The sequence below is a fragment of the Anaeromyxobacter sp. SG17 genome (genome assembly GCF_022690695.1).
In the GTDB taxonomy this organism is placed as follows: domain Bacteria; phylum Myxococcota; class Myxococcia; order Myxococcales; family Anaeromyxobacteraceae; genus Anaeromyxobacter; species Anaeromyxobacter soli.
Genome location: NZ_JALCYX010000038.1, coordinates 1 through 23,538 on the forward strand (window position 1 = coordinate 1; position 23,538 = coordinate 23,538).

General features: G+C 75.0%; 22 protein-coding genes. 14 read left to right on the plus strand and 8 right to left on the minus strand.

Annotated features, from left to right (window positions below; translation table 11 throughout):
- The coding region (locus MNY60_RS14425) for a serine/threonine-protein kinase (protein ID WP_242360920.1) at positions 1 to 1,174 on the minus strand (1,174 nt) is incomplete at its 3' end.
- Positions 1,175 to 1,212: 38 nt separating this feature from the next.
- Here MNY60_RS14425 and MNY60_RS14430 point away from each other — a divergent pair.
- Complete coding sequence (locus tag MNY60_RS14430) at positions 1,213 to 1,557, plus strand: hypothetical protein (RefSeq protein ID WP_242338883.1); 345 nt, start codon at positions 1,213 to 1,215, stop codon at positions 1,555 to 1,557.
- Positions 1,558 to 1,585: 28 nt separating this feature from the next.
- Here MNY60_RS14430 and cutA read toward each other — a convergent pair whose 3' ends face one another.
- The 5 genes from cutA to MNY60_RS14455 form a co-directional block, all read right to left on the minus strand.
- A complete protein-coding gene (cutA, locus tag MNY60_RS14435) occupies positions 1,586 to 1,918 on the minus strand; it encodes a divalent-cation tolerance protein CutA (RefSeq protein ID WP_242338885.1) in 333 nt (110 codons plus the stop codon).
- A 20-nt stretch (positions 1,919 to 1,938) separates the two neighbouring features.
- A complete protein-coding gene (locus MNY60_RS14440; RefSeq protein ID WP_242338887.1) occupies positions 1,939 to 3,084 on the minus strand; it encodes an acyl-CoA dehydrogenase family protein in 1,146 nt (381 codons plus the stop codon).
- 65 nt (positions 3,085 to 3,149) lie between these two features.
- On the minus strand, positions 3,150 to 3,704 hold the full coding sequence (locus tag MNY60_RS14445) for a chalcone isomerase family protein (RefSeq protein ID WP_242338889.1): 555 nt from the start codon (positions 3,702 to 3,704) through the stop codon (positions 3,150 to 3,152).
- A 150-nt stretch (positions 3,705 to 3,854) separates the two neighbouring features.
- Complete coding sequence (locus MNY60_RS14450; RefSeq protein WP_242338892.1) at positions 3,855 to 4,805, minus strand: DMT family transporter; 951 nt, start codon at positions 4,803 to 4,805, stop codon at positions 3,855 to 3,857.
- On the minus strand, positions 4,802 to 5,698 hold the full coding sequence (locus MNY60_RS14455; protein WP_242338895.1) for a DMT family transporter: 897 nt from the start codon (positions 5,696 to 5,698) through the stop codon (positions 4,802 to 4,804). The genes MNY60_RS14450 and MNY60_RS14455 overlap by 4 nt, the downstream gene beginning before the upstream one ends.
- A gap of 275 nt (positions 5,699 to 5,973) precedes the next feature.
- On the opposite strand from MNY60_RS14455, the gene uvrA reads away from it, so the two are divergent.
- The 5 genes from uvrA (at position 5,974) to MNY60_RS14480 (ending at position 13,766) form a co-directional block, all read left to right on the plus strand.
- The gene (gene uvrA, locus MNY60_RS14460; RefSeq protein WP_242338896.1) at positions 5,974 to 8,889 is read left to right on the plus strand and encodes an excinuclease ABC subunit UvrA; all 2,916 of its coding nucleotides are present in this window, start codon (positions 5,974 to 5,976) and stop codon (positions 8,887 to 8,889) included.
- A 316-nt stretch (positions 8,890 to 9,205) separates the two neighbouring features.
- Entirely contained in the window at positions 9,206 to 9,601 is a 396-nt protein-coding gene (locus MNY60_RS14465; RefSeq protein WP_242338898.1) for a hypothetical protein, read from the plus strand.
- 29 nt (positions 9,602 to 9,630) lie between these two features.
- Complete coding sequence (locus MNY60_RS14470) at positions 9,631 to 11,217, plus strand: hypothetical protein (protein ID WP_242360922.1); 1,587 nt, start codon at positions 9,631 to 9,633, stop codon at positions 11,215 to 11,217.
- A gap of 163 nt (positions 11,218 to 11,380) precedes the next feature.
- Positions 11,381 to 13,318 carry an oligoendopeptidase F gene (gene pepF, locus MNY60_RS14475; RefSeq protein ID WP_242360924.1) on the plus strand — a complete coding sequence of 646 codons (1,938 nt, stop codon included), beginning with the start codon at positions 11,381 to 11,383 and terminating at the stop codon, positions 13,316 to 13,318.
- A 37-nt stretch (positions 13,319 to 13,355) separates the two neighbouring features.
- On the plus strand, positions 13,356 to 13,766 hold the full coding sequence (locus tag MNY60_RS14480; protein WP_242355560.1) for a VOC family protein: 411 nt from the start codon (positions 13,356 to 13,358) through the stop codon (positions 13,764 to 13,766).
- A 5-nt stretch (positions 13,767 to 13,771) separates the two neighbouring features.
- Here MNY60_RS14480 and MNY60_RS14485 read toward each other — a convergent pair whose 3' ends face one another.
- Positions 13,772 to 15,382 (minus strand): phospholipase D-like domain-containing protein, encoded by a 1,611-nt coding sequence (locus tag MNY60_RS14485; protein ID WP_242360926.1) that lies wholly within the window; start codon positions 15,380 to 15,382, stop codon positions 13,772 to 13,774.
- 102 nt (positions 15,383 to 15,484) lie between these two features.
- Between MNY60_RS14485 and MNY60_RS14490 the strand changes: the two genes are divergently transcribed.
- Positions 15,485 to 17,545, plus strand: a complete 2,061-nt coding sequence (locus tag MNY60_RS14490) for an AsmA family protein (RefSeq protein WP_242360928.1) — start codon at positions 15,485 to 15,487, stop codon at positions 17,543 to 17,545.
- A gap of 108 nt (positions 17,546 to 17,653) precedes the next feature.
- Here the strand turns inward: MNY60_RS14490 and MNY60_RS14495 are convergent, their stop codons facing one another.
- Entirely contained in the window at positions 17,654 to 17,923 is a 270-nt protein-coding gene (locus MNY60_RS14495) for a hypothetical protein (RefSeq protein ID WP_242338910.1), read from the minus strand.
- A gap of 186 nt (positions 17,924 to 18,109) precedes the next feature.
- On the opposite strand from MNY60_RS14495, the gene MNY60_RS14500 reads away from it, so the two are divergent.
- The 7 genes from MNY60_RS14500 to MNY60_RS14530 all read left to right on the plus strand — a co-directional run bounded on the left by MNY60_RS14500 (position 18,110) and on the right by MNY60_RS14530 (position 23,485).
- The gene (locus MNY60_RS14500) at positions 18,110 to 19,306 is read left to right on the plus strand and encodes a hypothetical protein (protein WP_242338912.1); all 1,197 of its coding nucleotides are present in this window, start codon (positions 18,110 to 18,112) and stop codon (positions 19,304 to 19,306) included.
- A gap of 59 nt (positions 19,307 to 19,365) precedes the next feature.
- Entirely contained in the window at positions 19,366 to 19,788 is a 423-nt protein-coding gene (locus tag MNY60_RS14505; protein WP_242338914.1) for an NUDIX hydrolase, read from the plus strand.
- The gene (amrA, locus tag MNY60_RS14510) at positions 19,785 to 20,339 is read left to right on the plus strand and encodes an AmmeMemoRadiSam system protein A (protein WP_242338915.1); all 555 of its coding nucleotides are present in this window, start codon (positions 19,785 to 19,787) and stop codon (positions 20,337 to 20,339) included. The genes MNY60_RS14505 and amrA overlap by 4 nt, the downstream gene beginning before the upstream one ends.
- Positions 20,336 to 21,379, plus strand: a complete 1,044-nt coding sequence (locus MNY60_RS14515; RefSeq protein WP_242338917.1) for an RIP metalloprotease — start codon at positions 20,336 to 20,338, stop codon at positions 21,377 to 21,379. Before amrA ends, MNY60_RS14515 begins: the two co-directional genes overlap by 4 nt.
- A 123-nt stretch (positions 21,380 to 21,502) precedes the next feature.
- Positions 21,503 to 22,156, plus strand: coding sequence for a molybdopterin converting factor subunit 1 (gene moaD / locus MNY60_RS14520; RefSeq protein ID WP_242338919.1), 654 nt, complete (start codon positions 21,503 to 21,505; stop codon positions 22,154 to 22,156).
- Positions 22,157 to 22,184: 28 nt separating this feature from the next.
- Positions 22,185 to 22,544 carry a response regulator transcription factor gene (locus MNY60_RS14525; RefSeq protein ID WP_242338921.1) on the plus strand — a complete coding sequence of 120 codons (360 nt, stop codon included), beginning with the start codon at positions 22,185 to 22,187 and terminating at the stop codon, positions 22,542 to 22,544.
- A complete protein-coding gene (locus MNY60_RS14530) occupies positions 22,541 to 23,485 on the plus strand; it encodes an HD-GYP domain-containing protein (RefSeq protein ID WP_242338923.1) in 945 nt (314 codons plus the stop codon). Before MNY60_RS14525 ends, MNY60_RS14530 begins: the two co-directional genes overlap by 4 nt.
- Positions 23,486 to 23,538: the final 53 nt, after the last annotated feature.

Consider the following 23,538-nt stretch of genomic DNA (forward strand, 5'->3'; position numbering starts at 1 on the left):
GGGCCGGCGAGGGCGAGGTCGCGGCGAGCACGAGCGAGGCGGCGAAGGCGAGGCCCGCGGCGGCGCCGATCGCCGCGGCCGCGCGCGAGACGCGCCTGCCCCGCCGCGCGGGCCGGGCGCCAGGCTCGTCCACCACCGGGGACGCGGGGAGCTCGTCGAGCCTGAGCGCGATGACCTGGGTCTTCTCGGGCGGGGAGACCTCCTCGGCGGGCGCGCGATCGGTCCGGCGGAGCTCCTCGACGCGGTCGAGCTCACGCCGGAGCTCGTCGGGGAAGGCGAGCGCCATGAAGCGCGCCAGCGCGGGGGGATCGCCGGCGGGCGAGCCCGCGTGCGTCCAGGGCACGAGCGCGTCGCGGAGCTCGCTCGCCCAGCCGAAGCGCTCCGCCGGATCGCGCGCCAGGGCCCGGAGCACGACGGCGTCGAGCCCCCGCGGCACGGCCGGGTTCACCCGCGAGGGCGCCGGCACCTCCGCGCGGCGGACCTTCTCGAGGACCGCGAGCTCCGAGGGGCCGGTGAAGAGCCGCGCGCCGGTGAGGAGCTCGTGCAGGACGACCCCGAGGGCGAAGACGTCGGAGCGCCGGTCGACCGGCCCGCCCGAGGCCATCTCCGGGCTCATGTAGCCGAACTTGCCGCGGAGGGCGGCGTCGCGGCGCGTCCGGAGCGCCGCCTGGGCGATGCCGAAGTCGATGACCCGCACCGAGCCGTCGAAGCCGAGCAGCACGTTCGCGGGCGACACGTCCCGGTGGACGATCTGGAGCGGCGTGCCGCGCGCGTCGCGCTTGCGGTGGGCGTGATCGAGGGCGTCCGCCACGCGCCAGCCGAGGTAGGCCGCGAGGGGCACGGGCAGCCCGCCTCGCGCCCGGGTGCGCTGCACGAGCGCGCGAAGGTCGCGCCCGGGCACGTACTCCATCGCGATGTAGTACCCCTCGCCGTGCTTCCCGAGCTCGTGGATGGGCACGACGCCGGGGTGGTCCAGCTGGACGACGAGCCGCGCCTCGTCGAGGAACATCTGGATGAACTCGCCGTCCTCCGCGAGCGTCGGGAGGATGCGCTTCAGGGCGTACAGCCGCGCGGAGGCGTCGTCGCGCCGGAGCGCCACGTACACCTCGGCCATGCCGCCGATCGCGATGCGATCGAGCAGGACGTAGCGGCCATACGGGATGGGCTTCTGCATCGATGCGCCCGTCCCCCCCGGGGGCTTATGATAACCGCATGCCGACGAGCTGCCACGCGTGCGGGGCGACGCTCCGGATCGACGGCCCGGTGGGACGTCGGACCACCTGCCCCGAGTGCGACGCCGACCTCCACTGCTGCATCGACTGCCGCCACTACGACGAGGGCTCCGCGCACGAGTGCCGCGAGCCCCACGCCGAGCACATCATCGACAAGATCGCCTCGAACGCCTGCGACCTGTTCCAGCTCGGCGACGGCGCCTCGCGCCGCCGCAAGAGCTCGCGGGCCGCGCGCGATCAGCTCGGGGCGCTGTTCGGAGAGGCCCCGGCGCCGGCGGAGGAGAATCCGCGGGACGCGCTCGAGGCGCTCTTCCGGAAGAAGTGAGGCGCGTGGCGTCCCCCGGCGACCTCGCTCACGTCTCACCCGTCTCGCGCGTCGCCCCGGCGAGCCAGGCGAGGTACGGCGCGCTCCCCGCCTCCACGGGCAGGGCGAGCACCTCCGGCACGTCGTAGGGGTGCAGGGCGAGCACGCGCTCCCGCAGCGCCTCGAAGCGTCCGCGCGTGGTCTTGAGCACGAGGAGCGCCTCGGCCTCGTCCTGCACCTTCCCCTCCCAGCGGTAGATCGAGCGGATGGCCGGGACGACGTTGCCGCAGGCGGCGAGCCGCTCCTCGACGAGGGCGCGCGCGAGCTCCGCGGCCTTCTCGGCGGACGGCGCGGTGACGAGGACCACGAGGGCGTCGGGCATGGCGTTGCCTCCTCGCCGCGCTACATCCCGGCGGCGCGGGAGATGATCTCCTTCATGATCTCGGAGGTGCCGCCGGCGATGGTCATCACGCGGACGTCGCGCCAGGCGCGCGCGACGTCGGTCTCGAGCACGTACCCCATGCCGCCGTGGAGCTGCATGCAGTCGTAGGCGACGCGCTGGGCGAGGTCGCAGGCGAAGAGCTTCGCCATGGAGATCTCCTTCACCGCCGGCTCGCCGCGCTGGAGGAGATCGCAGGCGCGGTAGGTGAGCCAGCGCGCCGCCTCGATGGCCGTGAGGTGCTCGGCGAGCTTGTGCCGCCACACCTGCATGCGCGCGAGCGGGCGGCCGAAGGCGCTGCGCTCGCCGGCGTAGCGCAGCGCGTCCTCCACCATGAGCTGCATCCCGGCCACCGCCTGCACCGCGGCGACGAGCCGCTCGCCCTGGAAGTTCGCCATCACGTGGTAGAAGCCCTGGTTCTCCTCGCCGAGCAGCCAGCGCGCCGGGACCCGGCAGTCCTCGAAGAAGAGGAGCGCCGTGTCGGAGGACGGGTTCCCCACCTTCTCGAGCGTGCGCGAGACCTGGAACCCGGGCGTGTCGGTCGGGAAGAGGAGGAGCGACAGGCCCTCGTGGCCCGGCCCGCCGGTGCGGACCGCCAGCGTGAGGAAGTCCGCCCGCGCGCCGTTCGTGATCCACGTCTTGGCGCCGTTCACGACGAGGTCGTCGCCGTCGCGCCGCGCGGTCGTCCGGAGGGCCGCCACGTCGGAGCCCGCGTCCGGCTCGGAGATCGCGAGCGCCGCGATGCGCTCGCCGCGGATCGCGGGCGCGAGGAACTCGCGCTTCTGCTCGTCCGTGCCGAGATCGGCGATCACGGGGATGGCCATCTCGCCGTGGACCAGCATGGCCATGGCGAGCCCCGCGTTGCGGCAGCGGACGAGCTCCTCGGCGTACGCGACGACGTACCACCAGTCGAGCCCGGACCCGCCCCACTCCGGCGGGTGGCGGATCCCGAAGAAGCCCAGCTCCCCGAAGGTGCGGAAGAGGGCGCGCGGGAACTCGGCGGCCGCGTCCCAGGCGCGCGCGTGCGGCGCGAGCTCGCGCTCGCAGAACTCGCGGACGGTGCGCCGGAACGCCTGGTGGTCCTCGGTGAACGGATCGAGCCCGGGCATGCGCCTTCGCATACCGGAGCCCGCGCGGCCCCGCCAGGGCGCAGGAGGGCCGCGCCCAGCAGCCGCTACCGGCCCAGCATGCTCTTCTTCAGATCTCCGTCGGCGGGCTCGCGCCCGAGCCAGTTGCGGAACATCGCGTCGGCGAAGTCCTTGCCCGGAACGGTCACGGGCTTCCCGCCCGCCGCCCCGACGATCGTCCCCTGGCCGGGGACGTAGGTCACGAACATCTCCCCGCCCTCGCGCATGTTCGGGATCGCCGGCTCGATCGTCTTCAGCTGCTGGAGGAGCGCGTCGAGGTTCGGGCCGCCCGAGTTGGCGCGGAAGCCGTCGCGGTACGCGTCCATGATCTGGCTCTTCGTCACGTCGCGCAGGAACACCATGCGGACGCGCTTCGGAGCGTCGGCGGCGATGACGGCGTCCGCGTCGCGCGAGGGCTCGGTGAGGTAGAGGCCCCCCGCGTAGACCTTGATGATGAACTTCTTGCGCAGCCCGGCGCCGTTCAGCTTGAGCGCCTTGCCCGCGACCTCGATGGTCTCGGGGAAGTCCACGCCGGCGACCTTCTTCGCGTGGGCGGGGAGCGCGACGGCGAGCGCGAGGGCGGCGGCGGCGAGCTTCTTCATCGTGACTCTCCGTGTCGTGGCGGGTGGTCCCCCGTTGTACCCGGGTTCACCCTCCGACCGCCGGACCCGGGCGGGGCGGCGCGCTTCGGGCTGCCCATGCCGCGCCGCGTCGCCGGGAGGGCCCTGAACTGGCCCGGCGATGGCGGGCGCTCAGCGCGGAACGCCCGGACGCGGCGGCGACACCGCGCTGCGCGGCCGGTGTCCGAGCACCGTGCCATACGCCACGCCGGCGACGCCGACGAGCATGCCGAGGCCGCCCGCCGCGGACACCCGCTCCCCGAGCAGCACCGCCGCGAGCAGGTACTGCGCGAGCGGCGTGAGCTGGAGCCAGACGGCCGCCTCCCCGACGCTGAGCGCGCCGTAGGCCTCCGTCATGAGCACCTGCGCGGAGTACGCGGCGAGCCCCATCACGGCGGCGATGGCCCACGGCCCCGGCGCGGTGGGCCACGGCCCGAGCGCGAAGGGGAGCGCGACGGGGAGCCCGCCCAGGGAGAAGTAGAAGAAGATCGTCGCGGCGTTGTCGGTCGCGCGCATGGCGCGGATGACCACCGCGGAGAGCGCGGCGAACACCGCCGCCCCGACGGCGAGCGCCTCGCCCGCGCCGAGCCCGAGCCGGAGGGAGCCGTTCCCGAGCACGAGGGCGACCCCGAAGGTGGCGAGGAGGAGCGCGAGGAGGAGGTGGATCGTCGGCCGCTCCCCGAACGTGCGGATCGAGAGCACCGTCGCGATGACCGGGAAGAGGTTGTAGAGCATCCCCGCCTCGCCCGCGGGGATGCGCTGGAGGGCGAGGAAGTAGAGGACGACGACGATGCCGCCCGACACGCCGCGCGTCCACAGGAGCCGCCGGTTGTGCGGCCGGTAGAGCCCGGGCCGGACGCGGAACGCCACGAGCGACACCGCCGCGCCGACCACGAACCGCACGACGGTGAGCTGCCCTGCGCTGAACGTCTCCCCGCGCGTGGAGAGCAGCCGCGCGAGGACGGCCATGAGCCCGAACGAGGCGGCGGAGCCGAGGAGGAGCAGGCGCGCGCGGAACTTCGTGCCGGCGCCGCGGGAGGGCGAGGCCGGGGCCCCCGGCCGCCGCCCGCCCCCCTCGCTCATGGCTCCTCCGCGGGGAGCCCGGCGGCGAGCGCCGCCTCCGGCGAGCGCGCCTCGCGAGGCCGGTGGCCGAGCACGGACCCGTAGACGATCCCGGCCACCCCGAGCAGCACGCCCACGAGCGTCCAGCCGCCGATCCGCTCGCCGATGGTGAGCGCCCAGAGGTAGCTCGCGATGGGCGTGAGCTGCTGCCAGAGCGCCGCCTCCGGCACGGACAGCGCGCCGTACGCCTCGGTCATGAAGAGCTGCGCGAGGAACGCCACGACGCCCACGCCCGCCAGGGCGAGCCAGGCGAGCGGCGCGCTCGGCCACGGCGCGAACGCGTACGGCAGCGAGGCCGCGGCGCCTCCGACGGCGAACGCGAAGAAGATGGTCGGTGCGTTGTCCGTCGTCCGGAGCGCGCGGATGGAGGTCACCGCCGCGCCGCCGCACACCGCGGAGACGATGCCCAGGATCTCGCCCACCCCGAGCCCGAGGCTCACCCCGCCGCCGCCGAGGACGAGGAACACGCCCGCGCTCGCGAGCGCGAGGCCGACGCCGAGGTGGATGGTCGGGCGCTCGTTCAGGACGAAGAGCGAGAGGAGCACCGCCCAGATCGGGAAGGTGTTGTTGAGGAGGGTCGCCTCGCCCGCGGGGATCCGCTCGATGGAGAGGAAGTAGAGGAGCGCGGCGATGCCGCCGAAGAAGCCGCGCGAGACGAGCAGCGCCTTGCGGCGCGGGCGGAACGTGCCCGGACGCGCGACGAAGATCCCGCCGACGAACGCCATCCCGAGGACGAAGCGGGCGAAGGTGACCTGCCCGCCGTTCATCCCCGCCTGCGTCGCGACGCGCGCGAGCACGGCGGACAGCCCGAAGAAGACCCCCGCGCCGAAGAGGAGCAGCCGCGCGCGGGCCATCGCCCGCTCCCCCGGACGCACGGGGTAGAGCGCACCGGCCGTGGGCCCGGTCGCAGGCCCGGCCGTGGCGGGCGCGAGGGGCGCGGCGCCGGGCGAGCGCGAGGGCTGCGGGGGAGCGGAACTCACGGGAATCCGCGTCTATCACCATCGTCCCGGCGGGGGAAGGCGGCGCCCGTCCGCCGCTCCGGCCGCGTCGCCGGGTCGGGTCCACGACGCCTCGCCGGGGGACAACGCGGCTGGCCAAAAGAGCCACGTTCCGTTAGACAACGCGCCACATGAGCGAGCCCGAATTCATCTCAGTCAAGGGCGCGCGCGAGCACAACCTCAAGTCGGTCGCTCTCGAGATCCCGAAGAAGAAGCTGGTGGTGTTCACCGGCGTCTCGGGGTCCGGGAAGTCCTCGCTCGCGTTCGACACCCTCTACGCCGAGGGGCAGCGCCGCTACGTCGAGTCCCTCTCGTCGTACGCGCGCCAGTTCCTCGGGCAGATGGAGAAGCCCAAGTACGACACCATCCGCGGGCTCTCGCCCACGATCTCCATCGAGCAGAAGGCGGCCTCGAACAACCCGCGCTCCACGGTCGGGACCATCACCGAGGTCCACGACTACCTGCGCGTGCTGTACGCCTCGATCGGCCTCCAGCACTGCCCCTCGTGCGGCCGGCCCGTCGGCAAGCAGACGGCCCAGCAGATCGTCGAGGCGATCGTCCAGTACCCGGAGGGCGCCCGCATCCTCGTGCTCGCCCCGCTCGTCCAGAACCGCAAGGGCGAGTACAGGGACCTCCTCGCCGACCTCGCCAAGCGCGGCTTCGCGCGCGTGCGCGTCGACGGGATGATCCACCAGCTCACCGACCGGCTCGTCCTCGACAAGAAGCTGAAGCACGACATCGAGCTCGTGGTGGATCGCCTGGTGGTGAAGGAGGGGATCCGCTCCCGCCTCACCGACTCGATCGAGACCGCGCTCCGCGAGGGGAAGGGCACCCTCGTCGTCGCCGACGCGGACAAGGAGCAGCGGGTCGGGGCGGGGGATCCCGAGGAGTACAAGAAGCACGATCGCTTCTTCTCCGAGCTCAACGCCTGCCACGCCTGCGGGCTCAGCTTCGGCGAGCTCGCGCCGCAGAACTTCTCGTTCAACTCGCCGCTCGGCTCGTGCCCCGACTGCCAGGGGCTCGGGACGCGGGCCGAGATGGACGCGGACCTCATCATCCCGGACCCCTCGCTCACGATCCGCCAGGGCGCGGTCGAGCCCTGGGCGAGCGGCATGGAGCGCGGCGAAGGCTGGACCTTCGAGTTCGTCGAGCACCTCGCGCGCTCGCTCAAGATCGACCTCGACCTGCCCTGGGCGAAGCTGCCGAAGCTCCACCGCGACGTCATCCTCTACGGCACCGAGGGTGCGTCGAATGGCGGGCGCTCCTGGCGCATCGAGTTCGAGGGCGTCGTGAACCAGCTCTACCGCCGGCTCAAGGCGACGGGCTCCGAGGCGATGCGCCGCCACTACATGCGCTACTTCTCGGACAAGCCCTGCCACACCTGCGGCGGCGAGCGGCTCAAGCCCGAGAGCCGCGCGGTGCGCATCCGCGGCAAGGGCATCGTCGATCTCTCCCGGCTCACGATCCAGGACGCGCACGCGTGGCTCGGCTCGCTCGATCTCAAGGGGAGCGAGGCGAAGATCGCCGACGAGCTCCTGAAGGAGATCAAGAACCGGCTCAAGTTCCTGCTGGACGTGGGCCTCAGCTACCTCACGCTCGACCGCCCCGGCCCGTCGCTCTCGGGCGGCGAGAGCCAGCGCATCCGCCTGGCCTCGCAGATGGGCTCCGAGCTCACCGGCGTCATCTACATCCTCGACGAGCCGTCGATCGGGCTGCACCAGCGCGACAACGGCAAGCTCCTCGCGACCCTCAAGCGGCTCCGCGACGTCGGCAACTCGGTCATCGTCGTCGAGCACGACGAGGAGACGATGGAGGAGGCGGACTGGCTCGTGGACTTCGGCCCGGGCGCCGGCGCGCACGGCGGCGAGATCGTGAGCGCGGGGACGCCGGCGGAGGTGAAGCGCGATCCCGACTCGCTCACCGGCGCGTACCTCTCCGGGCGCAAGGAGATCTACGTCCCCGAGCGGCGCCGCAGCGAGGACAAGGGCGCGATCACCATCTCCGGGGCCACCGAGAACAACCTGAAGGACCTCACCGCCTCGTTCCCGCTCGGCCGCTTCACCGCGGTCACGGGCGTCTCCGGCGCGGGCAAGTCCACGCTCGTGAACGCGATCCTCCGCCCCGCGCTGATGCGCCACCTGTACGGCACGCGCGAGGTCCCGGGGAAGCACCAGGCGCTGACCGGCTGGGAGCACATCGACAAGGTCATCGACATCAACCAGCAGCCGATCGGCCGCACCCCGCGCTCGAACCCGGCGACCTACACGAAGGTGTTCGACGCCATCCGCGAGGTGTTCGCGCAGACGCCCGAGGCGCGCGCGTTCGGGTACCAGCCCGGCCGCTTCAGCTTCAACGTGAAGGGCGGACGCTGCGAGGCGTGCCAGGGCGACGGCATGAAGCTCGTCGAGATGCACTTCCTCGCCGACGTGCTCGTGCCGTGCGAGGTGTGCGGCGGCAAGCGCTTCAACGAGGCGACCCTCCGGGTCACCTTCAAGGGCAAGAACATCGCCGAGGTGCTCGATCTCTCCATCACCGAGGCGAAGTCGCTCTTCGAGCACCACCGCGAGATCGCGCGCATCCTCACCACGCTCGAGGACGTCGGCCTCGGCTACCTCAAGCTCGGCCAGCCCTCCCCCACCCTCTCCGGCGGCGAGGCGCAGCGGATCAAGCTCTCGCGCGAGCTCGCCCGCGTCGGCACGGGCAAGACGCTCTACATCCTCGACGAGCCCACCACCGGACTCCACTTCGAGGACGTGAAGAAGCTCCTCGCCGTGCTGGACCGGCTGGTCGACGCCGGCAACACGGTGGTCGTCATCGAGCACAACCTCGACGTCATCAAGTGCGCCGACTGGATCATCGACATCGGCCCCGAGGGCGGCGCCGACGGCGGCCTCGTCATCGCCGAGGGCACGCCCGAGGAGGTCGCCGGGGTGAAGGAGAGCTACACCGGGCAGTACCTCGGGAAGGTGCTCGAGGCGCACCGCCAGCGCGCACGTCGCGCGCCGGGGCAGAGCGCGGCGAGGGGCGTGCAGCGGGTGGGGGCGTAGGGCCCGAAGGCCTCCAGGTCCCTAGGGACGACGAGCCCGGTCGCCTGCGTGATGGAGTGCCCCCCGCGCGTGACGTTGGCGCCCGGGTTCCCGGATGGCGACCTTCACCCAGGGGCGATGCACCGGCGCGTCGCGGGTGGGGGCTGCGATGAGGTCGAGGGCGTGGGGTGCGGCGATCGCCGCGCTGCTGGCGGCGTGTGGGACGGGGCAGGATCGGGGCGCGGCGCCCGCGCCAGGATCCCCCGCTGGGGATGGCGCTCCGGGTGGGGGCGGCGCTCCGTCGGGCGGCGGCATCCCCCCGCTCGAGCCGCCGGCGGTGGCCGCGCGCTGCGGCGGCGCGGCCTCGCTGTGGATCGCCGCGGCGCACACGGGGCTCGTGGCGTCGTTCCGCGTGGGCGTCCGCGCGGCGGGGGCGCCCGCCGCCGCGTTCGATCTCGCAGCAGGCGACGGCTTCCGGGTCGGGGACGTGCCGCTCCCGGCGTCGGGCCCGGTCACGGCCACCCTCGCGATCGAGTCGGCGCGCGTGGCCGGCGGGGCCCTGTCCGGCGAGCTGGACGTGTGCGCCGCCCCGCTCTCCTTCACGTTCGACGCGGACGAGGTCGACGCCGGACGGTGCCGCCTCGTCATCCAGCTCGATCTCGCGCGGTCGCTCCAGCGCGACCCCTCTACCGGGGCGCTCCTGCTCGTCCCGCAGGCGTCGCTGCACTTCTGAGGGAGGCGGAGATGGCTCGAGGGTGGACGTTGGCGATCGCGTCGCTCTTGCTCGCCGGGTCCGCCGCGGCGCACGACCTCACGTGCGAGCTCGGCGTGGGCCTCGCCGCACCGTTGCACGGGAAGCCGGCGATCGGCATGGATGGCCGGCCCCTCATGATCGCGCCCGCGGCGACCGTCCTCGACGTCGACGCCTATCCAGCGCTCCTCGTGTTCCGCGTCGCGGTGACGAACGTCGCCGACGCGCCCTCGGTGGTGACCGGGCTCGACGGCGACCCCGCCGTGCGGGCGGGCCCATCCTCCTGGACGTTCGGCTCGCGGCTCCTGGCCGGACTCACCCTGCCGGTCGGACGCAGCGCGGAGGAGCTCGTCGTGGTGCCGGTCGCTTCGCGGGCGGCGTGCGTCGCGCTGGGGGGCGAGCCGGGCGGCGACGCGACGTGCCGCACCGAGACGAGCGCCGGCGCGCGCGTGCTGGTGAGGTTCGATCGTGGCCAGACGGAGTGCCGGGCCCGGTTTCGCTGCGGCCCTGACGCTCCGGCGCTGCCGTCATGGAGCGGCGCGCGGCAGCTCGGGTGGGAGGGGCAGGACACGGCCCACGGGATCGCGCTCGATCGCGAAGGGGAGTTGCACCTCATCGGCCACAGCTTCGACCTTCTCCTCGCGCCGTGGCCCGGTCTCTTCGAGAGCTTCGTCGCGACCGTCACGCGCGACGGCTCGGTCCTCCCCGTTCGACCGTGGTCGGCGCCGGGCACGAACATCGTCGCAGCGGCCGCCGGCGGAGCGGGCAGCGTGACGTACGCGGGGTGGGACCTGGACGGCACGTCGGGCGCCTTCGTGCGCAAGGTCGCGCGCGACGGCACGGTCGTCTGGGAGCGGTCGCCTGGCGTCGTCTACTCCCTCGTCACGGGGGGGCCCGGCGGCATCGTCATCGCCGCCTCGCTCGACTGGCAGGGCGACGCGCTCGTCACGAAATACGGGGCCGGCGGTGAGGTGGTCTGGGAGGTGGCCCTCGCGACGCCGCTCGAGGACCGTCCGGTGGCGCTCACGGTGGACGCGGCGGGGAACACGTACGTCGCCGGACAGGCCACGGACCCCGCGGTGCCCACCACGTCGGACGTGTTCCTCGCCAAGCTCGACGCGAGCGGAGGCGTCGAGTGGATGCGCACCCTGGCGACGAGCGACCTCGACGTGCCGACGGGCGTGGGGGTGGGCGCGGACGGCGTCGCGGCCGTCGCGGGGCACGGCGTGGGATCGACCGGCACCACGCGGCCGTGGGTGGCCGCGTTCGATCCGGCCGGCGCGCCGAGGTGGACCTGGACGCCCGCACCCGCGCAAGGCATCACCCTCGTCTCGGCGGTGGCCGCCGACCCGGCGGCGGGCTTCTGGGTCGGCGCGTCCGGGCCGTCCGGGACGATCATGATCGTGCGCCTCTCGGCGGGAGGCTCGGAGCTGTGGACGCGCAGCCACGGTCCTTTCGGGAGCGTCGTATCGGCAATCGCGATCGACGGTGCGGGCGACGCGTACGTGGCGGGCAGCACGAGCGGTGACGTGGCCGCGCCGAATGCCGGGAGCCTCGACGCCTTCGTGATCCGCCTCCGTCCGGACGGACGTCCGTGACGGCCGCTGCGCCCGTACGGGCGCCCGAGAAGTGCAGCGGGTGGGGGCGTAGAATCGCGCTCCTGAGACGAAGCTCCTTTCTTCGCTGACGCGACCTGTCGTCACATCGCGCCCCTCGCGCCCTCCGTTGCGCAGCCGCCCTGCCCCCTGCAATGGGAGACTCATGCGCCCCATCATCGCCCTGCTCTTCCTCCTCGCCGCCGCGCCGACGTCCGCCGCGGCCACCCGGAAGACCGCGCCTCCCGGCCCTCGGTCGCCGCGCTCCGCCGAGACGCGCGACCCCGAGGCGCTCCGCTGGGACCTCACCGCGCTCTACCCCTCCGACGCCGCCTGGTCCGAGGCGAAGGCCGCGCTCGGGAAGGACGTCGCGGGGTTCCGGGGGCGGCACGAGGGGCGCCTGGGCGCCTCCGCGAAGGCGCTCGCGGACGGCCTCGCGGACCTCGCGCAGCTCCGCGAGCGGTACGAGCGGCTCTTCGCCTACGCGATGCTGAGGAGCGACGGCGACGTCAAGGCGGCGCGCCCGCGGGAGCTGAGGCAGGAGGCGGAGCGGCTCGGCGTCGAGCTGGAGGCGGCCGCCTCGTTCGTGCGCCCGGAGCTCCTCGCCGTCGACGCGGCGAAGGTGAAGGCGTTCCTGAAGGAGGACCCGCGCCTCGCCCAGTTCGACTTCTTCCTCTCGGACCTCCTCCGCTGGAAGGACCACACCCTCTCGCCGCGGGAGGAGCGGATCGTCGCGCAGGCGGGTGAGCTCGAGGGCGCGGCGCCCGCGGTGCACGGCGTCCTGACGAACGCCGACATCCCCTGGCCCACGGTGAGGCTCTCCACGGGCGAGGCGGTCCGCCTCGATCCCGCGGGCTACCAGCGGGCGCGCACGGCGCCGTCGGCGGCGGACCGCGAGAAGGTGTTCCGGGCCTTCTTCGACGCGGTGAAGACCTACGAGCGGACCCTGGGCGCGGCGATGGACGCGCAGGTGAAGGCGCACCGCTTCGAGAAGGACGTGCGCGGCTTCCGGTCGTCGCTCGAGTCGGCGCTCTTCGCCGCCAACATCCCGCCCGCGGTCTACCACCAGCTCGTCGCCGACGTGAACCGGAGCCTCCCCACGCTCCACCGCTACCTCGCGCTCCGCAAGCGCATGCTGGGCCTCTCGGAGCTGCGCTACGAGGACCTCTACGCGCCGCTCGTGAAGGACGTCGAGCGGCGCTACACGCCTGCCGAGGGCGTCGCCCTCACGCTCGAGGCGGTGGCGCCGCTCGGCGCGCCCTACGTCGAGGCGCTGCGCAGCGCGCTCGACGGCCGCTGGACCGACTTCCTCCCCCGCCCCGGGAAGCGCTCGGGCGCGTACTCGATGGGCGTGTACGCGGTCCACCCGTACCAGCTCCTCAACTTCAACGGGCAGTGGGAGGACGTCTCCACGCTCGCGCACGAGTCCGGCCACACCATGCACTCGGCCCTCGCCGCCAGGGCCCAGCCGTTCCCCAAGTACGACTACCCGACCTTCGTCGCCGAGGTCGCCTCGACGCTCAACGAGAACCTGCTCCTGCACCGGGTCCTCGACCGGACGAAGGACGACGCGACGCGGCTCTTCCTCCTCGGCCGGCACCTCGAGACGCTCCGCACCACCCTCTTCCGCCAGACGATGTTCGCGGAGTTCGAGCTCGCCGTGCACGAGCGCGCCGAGAAGGGCGAGGCGCTCTCGGGGGAGGCGCTCTCGGCGCTCTACCTCGAGCTGGTCCGCAAGTACTACGGGCACGCCCAGGGCCTCTGCCGCGTCGACGCGCGCTACGGCGTCGAGTGGGCCTCGGTCCCCCACTTCTTCAACTACGACTTCTACGTGTTCCAGTACGCGACGAGCCTCGTCGCCTCCACCTCGCTCGCGAAGGCCATCCGCGAGGAGGCGGCGACGGGCGGGACCGCGGCCCGCGACCGCTACCTCGCGATGCTCTCCGCGGGCGGGTCGCGCTACGCGATCGACCTCCTGAAGGACGCGGGCGTCGACATGACCACCTCCGCGCCGTTCGCCGCCGCCATGGACGAGATGAACCGCGTGATGGACGAGATGGACGCGATCCTCGGGCGCGCCGGACACCCGCGGGCGGCGCGCTGAGCGGGCGCGCGCCCGGCGCTCGCGCTACACGTCCCGGATGACCGAGCTCCGCATCTGCGTCGACGTCCCCGACCTCGAGCGCGCCGTCCGGTTCTACTCGGAGGCGCTCTCGCTCTTTCCCGGTCGCCGCTTCGGGGCGGGGGGCGTCGAGATGCTGGGCGGCCCGTGCCCGATCGACCTCCTCGCGAAGGCGCCCGGGAGCCGGGCGAGCGCGGCGTCCGCGCAGGTGCGGGACTTCGCGCGGCACTGGACCCCCGTCCACCTCGACGTGGTCGTGCCCGACCTCGACGCCGCGCTCCGCCGCGCGCTCGCCGCGGGCGCGACCCAGGAGGGCGACGTGCAGGCGCACGCGTGGGGCCGGCTCGCGCTCCTCGCCGATCCGTTCGGGCACGGGCTCTGCCTGCTCCAGCTGAGCGGGCGGGGCTACGACGCCATCGCGACCGGCTGAGCTGCTCAGGCGCGCGCGTCGCGACCCGCGTCCTCGCGGGCGCGGTCCGGGTCGGCCTCCCCGGCGAGCGCGCGCCGGGCCACGGCGGCCTCCTCGGCGGAGCGCTCCACGGGGGTGGGAGTGCCCGCCCCGTGCCGCCGCAGCCGCCACGCCCGCGCGGCGAGCGAGATCCCGAGCCACAGGCCCAGGGCCGCGAGCGGCGTCGCGATGACGCGCGGCCAGAGTACGGCGACCGCGCCGAGCGCGAGGACCACGCCCGCGGCGACGGCGAGGACGCGCGCCTCGGTGGGGCCGAGCACGCGATAGCCGCCGAGCGCGGCGCCCACCGCGTTGCCGATGCGGAGCGCGCCGGCCGCGGCGACCGCCGAGCCCTCGCGGCGGCGCCGCCGTCCCGGCGGTCGCGGCCGGCGCAGGCGCGGTACGGGACGGACCGGCTGCACGCGGCGGCGCGCGTCGAGCACGATCTCCGTCGCGCGCCCGAGGTCCTCCTCGTACGCGTCCTCCATCCGCTGCGCGAAGCCCTCGTCCTCGATCGCGACGTCGAGCTCCCAGTTCGCGAGCCAGGAGGAGAGGTTCAGGTTCGACGATCCCACGCGCGCCCAGCGCCCGTCCGCGACGGCGGTCTTCGCGTGGAGCATCGCCCCGTTCCACTCGAAGATCCGCACCCCCGCCTCGAGCAGCGGCCGGTAGCCCGCGACCGAGAGGCGCTTCACGAGGCCGAGATCCGAGTCGCCCGGCACGAGGAGCCGCACGTCCACGCCGTCGTGCGCGGCGGCGCGGAGCCCCTGCACGTAGGCCGCCGTGCCCACGAAGTACGCGTCGGTGATCCAGAGGGAGCGGCGCGCCATCGCCGCGACGAGCTGGTCGAGCCGGTACAGCCCGGCCGTCGCGGGCTCGCTCGCGACGACGCGCAACGCCACCTCGCCCGCCGCGGCCACGTGAGCGGGGTCCGGGAGCTCCTCGTCCGGGAGCGGCGCTCCCGCCTCGTCCCAGACCTGCGCGAACGCGCGGGCGAGATCCGCCACGGCCGGCCCTCGCACCTCCACGCCGGTGTCGCGCCACGGCTCCGCGCCGCGGGCCGGGTCGCCCGCCCAGCGCTCCGCGACGCAGAGCCCGGTGACGAAGCCGACGCGCCCGTCGACGACGATGCTCTTGCGGTGATCGCGCCCCATCCAGCCGATGGGGCTGTCGAGGCGCGGCGGGTTGAACGTGCGGACCTCGACCCCCGCGTCCGCGAGCCGGCGCCAGAAGCGCGACGAGGCCTCGCCGATCCCGCCGAGCCAGTCGTGGAGGACGCGCACGCGCACGCCGGCGCGCGCCTTCTCCGCGAGGAGCTCCGCGAACCGCCGGCCGACCCGGTCGTCCGCGAAGATGTACGCCTCGAAGAGCACGCTCTCCCGCGCGGCCGCGATGGCCTCGTGCCACGCGGGGAAGTTCTCCCCGGCGTCGCGAAGGAGACGCACCGCGTTGCCGCCCACGAGCGGCGCCCCCGCGGCCCGCGTGAACGCCTGCTCGGCCACGAAGCGGAGCGTCGCGCGGCCGGCGCGGCGGCCGCCCGGAGCGCCCGCGGCGCCGCGGGCGGTGGGGAGGACGGCCGATCCCTGGGCACGAGTCACCTCCCAAGCATTCCCCACGGGAGCCGCCGTTGCACGCTCCCGCCCGGGCAGCCGCGCGCCGCGCCCCTTGCGGTCCCGCCAGCGGGAGCAGACGTTTCCACCATGGCGACCGGCGGGCGTCCCGTCGCGCGCAGGCTCCTTCTCATCGCGGGCGCCGCGGCGGGGCTCCTCGTCCTGCTCGTCGCCGCGCTCCTCCTTCTCGTGGACTCCGCCGCGGTCACGAGGCGCGTCGCGGATCTCGTGCTCTCGCAGGCGTCCCGGGCGCTCGGCCGGGAGGTCGCCGTCACGACCGCGAAGCTCCACCTCCTCCCCGAGGCCCGCGTCGCGCTGCGGGGCCTCACCGTGGCGGGCCGCGCGGGCGAGCCGGGGCTCGTCGCCGCCGAGTCGCTCGACGTGCACCTCGGCCTGTGGCCGCTCCTCCGCTCGCTCGGGAAGGACGTCGAGGTCCGCTCGGTCGTGCTCGTGAAGCCCACCGTGAACCTCGTCCGCGCGAAGGACGGCACCTGGAACTACGAGGGGCTCGGCGAAGGGAAGCCCGAGACCGCCGCGGAGCCGGCGCAGGCCGCGGGGGCGGCGACGCGCGTCGTGGTGGAGCGCGTGCGGATCATGGGGGCGGCGATCCGGCTCGTGGACCGGAGCGCGGGCCGGGACGACGCGGGCGTCGCGCTCGAGCAGCTCGATCTCGAGGCGACGGGCGTCGGCCCCGGCCTCCCGTTCGAGGTGCGCGTCGCGGCGGCGTTCGCGAGCGCGCAGCAGAACCTCCACGCGCAGCTCTCGGTGGACCACCTGCCGGACGGGGTGCCCCGGCGGCCGGAGGACTGGCCGCTCATCACGGGTGGGCTCCAGATCGGCGCGCTCCCGCTCGATCGGTTCCGCGCGCTGCTCCCCGCAGAGCTCGGGGCGCTCGTCCGCGGCGGCACGGCGACCCTCGAGGCGAAGGTCACCACCGGCGAGGGGCGGGCCTACAAGGTGGACGGCTCCGGCGCGCTGAAGGACGTGAGGCTCCGTGGCCAGCCGGCGTCGGGCCACTTCCGCGCGCTCGCGACCTGGTCGCCGGCGCGGCCCGCCGCCTCGCGCGTGGATCTCACCGAGCTCACGCTCCGCGGCCCCGGCGTGGACCTCGGCGGCCACGCCTCCGTCGCGACGCCGCCGCTCGCGGCCTGGTTCGTCGTGACGGGCTCGCTGCTCGATCTCGACGCGGTGATGGGCCTCCTGCCGGAGAAGGCGGAGGCGGCGCCGCCGCGCGGCGGCGACCTGGTGCCCGCCGCGATGCGCGAGCGGCTCCGCGCCGCGAGCGTCCGCGGAACGGTCGCCCTCGCCGAGGTGAGGAGCGGCCGGCTCCAGGCGAAGAACGTGAAGGCCCGCGTGAGCCTCGTGAAGGGCGTGCTCACCGTGGAGGAGCTCGACGCGGCCGTGTTCGGCGGCCGGGTCTCGGGGGCCGGCACGCACATCGCGCTCGGGGAGAAGGTCCCGACCTGGAGGCTCGCCGCGAAGCTCTCGGCGCTCGATCTGGGCGGCGCGCTGCAGGCGTTCGCCGGCGCGCAGCCGCTGACGGGCAAGCTGGACGGCACGCTCGACGTCGTCGGCAAGGGGACGGACTGGGCGAAGCTGCGCCAGGCGCTCACCGGCCTCGCCGCGCTCGCCGTGAAGGACGGCGCGCTCGTCACGACCGACCTCGGCGACGCGGTGCTCGGCGGCGTGGCGCGGGGGCTCGAGCAGCTCGGCCGCGGCCGCGCGGCCCGCGAGGTGAGCGGCGCGAAGGGGCGCACCGAGTTCAAGAACCTCGCCGGCGAGTTCGACGTGAAGGACGGGTTCCTCGTGGCGAGGGCGCCCGTGACCGTCGACACGCCGTTCGGGAAGCTCGCGCTCGGCGGTCGCGTGGGCCTCGACGGCCGGCTCGCGCTCGAGGGCACGTCCTCCGTCCCGAAGGCGGCGCTCGCCCGCGTCGTCCCGGGCGGCCTGCCGCTGCCGCAGATGCTCGAGGTCCCGCTCGCGCTCGGCGGCACGCTCGAGTCGCCCAGCGTCTCGGTGCGAGCGGACACAGCGGTCGCGAACCTCGCGCGAGGGGAGGCGCACGAGGCGGTGAAGGGCGCCCGCAAGCAGGTGGAGCGCGGGCGCGACGCGGTCGAGGGGCTCTTGAAGGGATTCGGCGGGAAGCGGTGACGGCCCGCGCGCCCTCAGCGATACACGGCGTCGTACCCGCGCTCGAGACGTGCGACGGCCGCCCCGTCTCCGGAGCGGCCGTCGGCCTCGGATCCGGCGACGTCCGGGCTAGCTCTTCTTCTCTTCCGCCTTCTTCGGGGGGCCCTTGTGGGCGGCACAGTGCGGGCACTGGCACTTCTCGCCGCACTTGCACGCCTTGCCCTCCTTGGCGCAGGGACACTGGGCGGCAGGCGCGGCCTCCGCGCCCTTCTTCCCCTCGCCGGCAGCGGCGGCCTGGGCATGCTGCGGGCAGTTCTTGCAGTCGCCGTCGCACGCCGACGCAGGTCGCGCCGCGAGGAGGGCGAGCGCGGCCATCGCCGCGAGCAGGGTCTTCATCATGTGTGAACCTCCGTGGGTGACGTACCGCGCAGGCGGCCGCGAACCGGATGCAGCGTAGAGAGGCCTCCCGAGCGGTGTCAACGCGGAAGGCCGATCGCGGCAGGAGGGCGCGGCCGCCCGCGGCGCACTCGCCCGGGGCAGGACACGAGGTGGATCGCCCCCGGACCCGCCGCTACATTGCCCTCGATGACGACCCTCGACGTCGACCGGCTGCTCGCGCTCCTCCGGGATCCCAACGTGGAGAGCCAGGAGATCGCCACGCTCGCCGGCGTGCCGCGCGAGGAGGCCGGCCGCGCCTCGCGGCTCCTCCTCGGCCTCTCCCGCGCGAAGCCGGAGGAGATCGCGACCCTGCCGCCTCCGCTCGCCGCGGCGCTCTGCCGCGCGTCGCTCGTCGCCGGGCGCGCCGACGTGCTCGCGGCGCTCGCCGGTCACTCGGGGAAGGAGGTCGCGAAGGAGGCGAAGCGCAGCCTGCACGTCCTGCGCTCGCGAGGCGTCGCGGTGCCCGAGCCGCCGCGCGCCCCCGCGGTGGCCCCCGCCGCGCCCGCCGAGCCGCCGCTGCCCGTCTACGCCTCGGCGATCGACGGGCAGGGAGAGCGCGCGGTGTGGCTCCCCCGGAACGTGCCGGGCAAGGGCATCGAGGTCGCGCAGGCGGTCGTGTCCGACGTGCGCGGGCTCGTCGAGCTCCAGGTCGGGCTCCTCGGACGCAAGGAGTGGCGGGCGTTCGCGAAGGGGCTCGTGGAGCGCGGCGCGGCCATGGGCGTCGGCGAGATCGACCGCGCGCGGGCCCGCTCTCTCGTCGCCGCGGCGCGGGCGCTGAACGACGCGAGCGGGCAGCGCGTGCCGGAGGGCGCGGACCTGTGGCTCGCGCAGCTCGGCCCGGCCGCGCCGCTCGCCGACCCCGCGGCGCGGTTCCCACCCCTCGCCGACGAGGAGGAGCGCGAGGCGGTGGCCGCCTCGGCGAAGCTCCACGACCTGCCGCTCCTCCGCGGCTGGCTCGCCGACGAGGGCTACCTGCGCGAGGTCGCCGCGAAGCTCGACGAGGTCGGCGTGTCGCCGCTGTACATCGACGACCGGCAGCGCGCCGAGCAGATGGCGCGCGTGGTGGCGGACGCCGTGGACGCCTACTTCGACGAGGGGCGGCGCCGCCGGCACGCGAGCCGCCTGCTCGCCGTCGCCGAGCACCTCGAGGCGCGGGGGGACGTCGCCCACGCCCGCTCCGCCGCGGCGACCGCCCGGGCGCTCGTCGCGGGGGCGCCACCGCACGCGGTGCCGTTCGCGCGGCTCCTCGTGGAGAAGGCGTTCCCGCTCGCGCCGGGGCCCGGCGAGCCGGCAGGCGCCCCGCCCTCTCCCGGCGCGCCGCCCCTCATCGTCACGCCCCGGTGAGCGCCGCCCTGGCCCTTCACGATTTGACCCCCCGCCCGCCCTCGCGCTAGGTCTCGCCCATGCCGGAGCACCAGAGCCCCTCGCCGACGGTGGACGTGGTCGTCCTCCTCCCCGGCGATCGTGTCGTCCTCGTCCGCCGCAAGTTCCCGCCGCCCGGCTGGGCGCTGCCCGGCGGCTTCGTGGACGTGGGCGAGACGCTCGAGGCGGCGGCGATCCGCGAGGCTCGCGAGGAGACCGGGCTCGAGGTCCGGCTCGAGGAGCTCCTCTACGTCTACTCCGACCCGCGCCGCGATCCGCGCCGCCACACGGTGAGCGCGGTGTTCCTCGGGCGCGCCTCGGGCGACCCCGCCGGCGCCGACGACGCGGAGGAGGCGCGCGCCTTCCCCTGGGACGCGCTCCCCGCTCCGCTCGCCTTCGACCACGCGGAGATCCTGCGCGACGCGCGCACCTACCTGCTCACCGGCGCGCGGCGGCGTCCATGAGCGAGCTCTCCCCCACGGAGCGCGCGGCGCTCCTCGGCATCGCCCGCGGCTCGATCCTCGGCCACCTCGGCGTCGCCCCGGCCCCCGCGCTCCCCGACTCGGGATCGCTCGCCGAGGCGCGCGGCGCGTTCGTCACCCTCCACGTCGGCGACGCGCTGCGCGGGTGCGTCGGCACGTTCCGCCCGGAGGGCTCGCTCGCCGCGACGGTCGCGCGCATGGCGGTCTCCGCCGCGAAGGAGGACCCGCGCTTCCCGCCCCTGCGCCCCGACGAGATCGCCGAGCTGCGCGTGGCGGTGTCCGTCCTCACCCCGCCCCACCGGCTCGACGACCGGCGGGCCGTGAAGGTGGGCACGCACGGGGTCCTCGTCCGGCGAGGCTGGCATCGCGGCGCGCTCCTGCCCAAGGTGGCGCTCGAGCAGGGCTGGGACGCGGAGACGTTCCTCTCCCGCTGCTGTCTCAAGGCCGGGCTCCCCGCGCGCGCGTGGCAGGAGCCCGAGACGGAGGTCGAGGTGTTCGAGGCCGACGAGTTCGGCGAGGGAGCGGAATCGTGAGCACCGTCCTCGCCATCGCCGCCGCGGTCCTGGCGGTGTCGCTCCTCATCATCCTGCACGAGGCCGGGCACTTCTTCGCCGCGCGCCGATCGGGCATGCGCGTCGAGCGCTTCAGCGTCGGCTTCGGGCCGGTCGTGGCGTCGTTCCGGCGTGGCGAGACGGAGTTCGCCATCTCCGCCCTGCCGCTCGGCGGGTACGTGCGCATCGCCGGGATGTCACCCGGCGACGACGTCGCGCCGGACGACCCCACCGCCTACGCGAACCAGGCCGCCTGGCGGCGCTTCCTCGTCATCGTCGCCGGCCCCGCGGCGAACTACGTCACGGCGGTGGTCGTCGCGGCGGCGCTCCTCGCGACCATCGGCCTCCGCGCCCCCGACCCGGCGCCGCGCGTCGGCGCGCTCATGCCGGGCATGCCGGCGGCCGTGGCGGGCCTCGAGCCCGGCGACCGTATCCTCTCCGTCGCGGGCGCCCCGGTCGACTCGTTCCGCGCGCTCGTGGCCGAGCTGCAGCGCCACCCCGGCGAGCCGATCGTGCTCGAGCTCGAGCGCGGCGGCGAGCGGCGCTCGCTGCCCATCACGCCGCGCGACGACGGGGGCGTGGGCCGCGTCGGGTTCGCGCAGGCGCAGGTCGCGGTGCGGCGCGGCCCCGCGGGCGCGCTCGTGGAGGGCCTCCGCCGGACGAACGCCGCCGCGGGCGCGCAGCTCGCCGCGTTCGGGAGCATGTTCTCCGGCAAGCAGCGCGCGGAGCTCTCCGGGCCGGTCGGCATCGCGCAGGAGCTCGTCCGCGGCGCGCGGCAGGGCGCCGAGCCCTTCCTCGCCCTCGTCTGGACCATCTCGATCGTCCTCGCGATCCTGAACCTCCTGCCCCTCCCCGCGCTCGACGGCGGCCGGCTGGTGTTCCTGGCGTGGGAGATGATCACGCGGCGGCGCGTGAACGAGAAGGTCGAGAGCTACGTCCACCTCGCCGGCTTCGTGGCGCTCCTCGTCCTCATCATCGCCGTGACGGTCTTCGGCGACCTGGCGCGGCTCCTCGGCCGGTGAGGGCGGCCCTGGACCGCGGGGTCTTGCCTGGGGCGGCCGGCCGGCGCGCGGCCCCGACCGGCGGCGCGGCGCGCGGCCTCGAAGGTGATCGCGGACCGCGAACCGTGCTTTAGGTTAGACCCGATGGCGATCCAGATCCTCTACTTCGCCGGCGCCCGCGAGGCGGCCGGCGCCTCCCGCGAGACGCTCGAGCGTGCGCCCGCCTCCGTCGCGGAGCTGCGCCGGGCGCTCGAGGCCGCCCACCCGGCCCTCGCCCGCATCCTGCCGCGCTGCCGGATCGCGGTGGACCAGGAGTTCGCCCCGGACGACGCGCCGCTGCGCGACGGGGCGGAGGTCGCCATCGTGCCCCCCGTCTCGGGCGGCGCGCCGCGCTTCCAGGTGGTGGACCGGCCGCTCACGCTCGCCGAGGTGGTGGACGCCGTCTCGGGCCCGGGCCGCGGCGGCGTCGTCACGTTCACCGGCGCGGTGCGCGGCGAGTCGCACGGCAAGCGGGTGGTCCGGCTCGAGTACGAGGCGTACGCGCCCATGGCGGAGCGGAAGCTCGCGGAGATCGGCGCCGAGGTGGCGCGCGCGCACGGCGTCGAGGTCGCCATCGTGCACCGCGTGGGGGCCCTCGCGCCGGGAGAGGCGGCGGTGGTCATCGCCTGCGCCGCCGCGCACCGCACGCCGGCGTTCCGCGCCTGCGAGGCCTGCATCGAGCGGCTGAAGCAGGACGTGCCGATCTGGAAGCGCGAGGTGTACGACGACGGGTCGGTGTGGGTGGGCCTCGGGCCGTGATGCCCGCCCGTGCTATCCTCCCCCGCCCGTGAAGGTCCTCATCGCCGACGACGACGGGCTCATCCGCGCGCTCGTCTCCGATCTCCTCGCCGAGCTCGGCCACGCGGTGGTCGCCGCGACGGACGGCGTGGAGGCGGTGGCGCTCTCCGCGCGCGAGCGCCCGGACGTGCTCGTGCTCGACCTCCTCATGCCGCGCCTCTCCGGCCTCGACGCGCTCCGCGCCATGCGGGCCGCGGGCGTGGCGGCGCCGGCCGTGCTCCTCACCGCCGTGACGGACGGCAGCGCGCGCGGGCTCGAGGGGGCCGACCTGGTGGCCGTGGTGCTCGAGAAGCCCGTCTCCCGCCGGAGCCTGGCGCGGGCGCTCGCCCGCGCCACGGCCACCGCATGAGGCTCCAGCGCACCCTCCTGCTCCTCGTCGCGTGCGCGGCCGCCGCGCCCGCCTCCCTCGTCGTGGGGCTCCTCGCCCGCGGTCACGCACAGCTCGACGCCGCGAGCGTCGCCACGTCCGCCGGCGCCCTCGTGGTCGCGGCCGTGCTCTCGGCCCTCGTCGCGCGGAGCGTCACCCGGCCCATCGCCGAGTGCGTCCGCGGCGCGCTCGAGATCGCGCGCGGCCGCTTCGGGCGCGAGGTCGCGGTCCGCGCGCACAACGAGATCGGCGACCTCGCCCTCGGCTTCAACCACATGTCGCGGGAGCTCGCGCGCTACGACGCCGAGAACCGCCGGCTCATCCACGACCTCGAGGCGGGCTACCTCGACACCCTGCGGAGCCTCGCCTCCGCCATCGACGCGAAGGACCCCTACACGCGCGGTCACTCCGAGCGCGTGGCCGAGCTCGCCGCCGAGATCGGCCGCGAGCTGGGCCTGCCGCGGGAGACGGTCGCCGCCCTCGTGTACGGCGGGATCCTGCACGACATCGGCAAGATCGGCGTGCCCGACGCGATCCTCGCGAAGCGCTCGCCGCTCACGCCCGAGGAGCGCGCGCTCGTGGAGGTCCACCCCGTGACCGGCGCCGAGATCGTGGCCGGCGTCGAGTTCCTGCGCAGCGCCGTGCCCGCCATCCGCGGACACCACGAGCGCTGGGACGGCGACGGCTACCCGGACCGCCTGCGCGGCGAGGAGATCCCGCTCGTCGCCCGCATCGTGAACGCCGCCGACACCTGGGACGCCTGCACGACGACCCGTCCGTACCAGTCCGGGCTCGCGGAGGGAGACGCGCTCCCGCTCCTCGCCGAGCTTCGCGGGACGCAGATCGACCCCGCCGTGCACGACGCGCTCGTCGCGGTCCTGCGCCGCCGGGCCGCCGCCGCGCGCGCGCCGTCCGCCGCCTGAGGCGACGACGCCGCGCGCCGGAGCGAGCGAGGTCCGGGGGCGCTGTGCGCTCT

Excerpts from the sequence above, each read along its gene's own strand:
- MNY60_RS14480 (WP_242355560.1), top strand. The coding sequence starts at position 13,356 with ATGACCGAGCTCCGCATCTGCGTCGACGTCCCCGACCTCGAGCGCGCC.
- moaD (WP_242338919.1), top strand. The coding sequence starts at position 21,503 with ATGGCGATCCAGATCCTCTACTTCGCCGGCGCCCGCGAGGCGGCCGGC.
- cutA (WP_242338885.1), bottom strand. The coding sequence starts at position 1,918 with ATGCCCGACGCCCTCGTGGTCCTCGTCACCGCGCCGTCCGCCGAGAAG.
- amrA (WP_242338915.1), top strand. The coding sequence starts at position 19,785 with ATGAGCGAGCTCTCCCCCACGGAGCGCGCGGCGCTCCTCGGCATCGCC.
- uvrA (WP_242338896.1), top strand. The coding sequence starts at position 5,974 with ATGAGCGAGCCCGAATTCATCTCAGTCAAGGGCGCGCGCGAGCACAAC.
- MNY60_RS14490 (WP_242360928.1), top strand. The coding sequence starts at position 15,485 with ATGGCGACCGGCGGGCGTCCCGTCGCGCGCAGGCTCCTTCTCATCGCG.
- MNY60_RS14450 (WP_242338892.1), bottom strand. The coding sequence starts at position 4,805 with ATGAGCGAGGGGGGCGGGCGGCGGCCGGGGGCCCCGGCCTCGCCCTCC.
- MNY60_RS14440 (WP_242338887.1), bottom strand. The coding sequence starts at position 3,084 with ATGCCCGGGCTCGATCCGTTCACCGAGGACCACCAGGCGTTCCGGCGC.
- pepF (WP_242360924.1), top strand. The coding sequence starts at position 11,381 with ATGCGCCCCATCATCGCCCTGCTCTTCCTCCTCGCCGCCGCGCCGACG.
- MNY60_RS14430 (WP_242338883.1), top strand. The coding sequence starts at position 1,213 with ATGCCGACGAGCTGCCACGCGTGCGGGGCGACGCTCCGGATCGACGGC.
- MNY60_RS14495 (WP_242338910.1), bottom strand. The coding sequence starts at position 17,923 with ATGATGAAGACCCTGCTCGCGGCGATGGCCGCGCTCGCCCTCCTCGCG.
- MNY60_RS14455 (WP_242338895.1), bottom strand. The coding sequence starts at position 5,698 with ATGGCCCGCGCGCGGCTGCTCCTCTTCGGCGCGGGGGTCTTCTTCGGG.
- MNY60_RS14445 (WP_242338889.1), bottom strand. The coding sequence starts at position 3,704 with ATGAAGAAGCTCGCCGCCGCCGCCCTCGCGCTCGCCGTCGCGCTCCCC.
- MNY60_RS14505 (WP_242338914.1), top strand. The coding sequence starts at position 19,366 with ATGCCGGAGCACCAGAGCCCCTCGCCGACGGTGGACGTGGTCGTCCTC.
- MNY60_RS14530 (WP_242338923.1), top strand. The coding sequence starts at position 22,541 with ATGAGGCTCCAGCGCACCCTCCTGCTCCTCGTCGCGTGCGCGGCCGCC.
- MNY60_RS14500 (WP_242338912.1), top strand. The coding sequence starts at position 18,110 with ATGACGACCCTCGACGTCGACCGGCTGCTCGCGCTCCTCCGGGATCCC.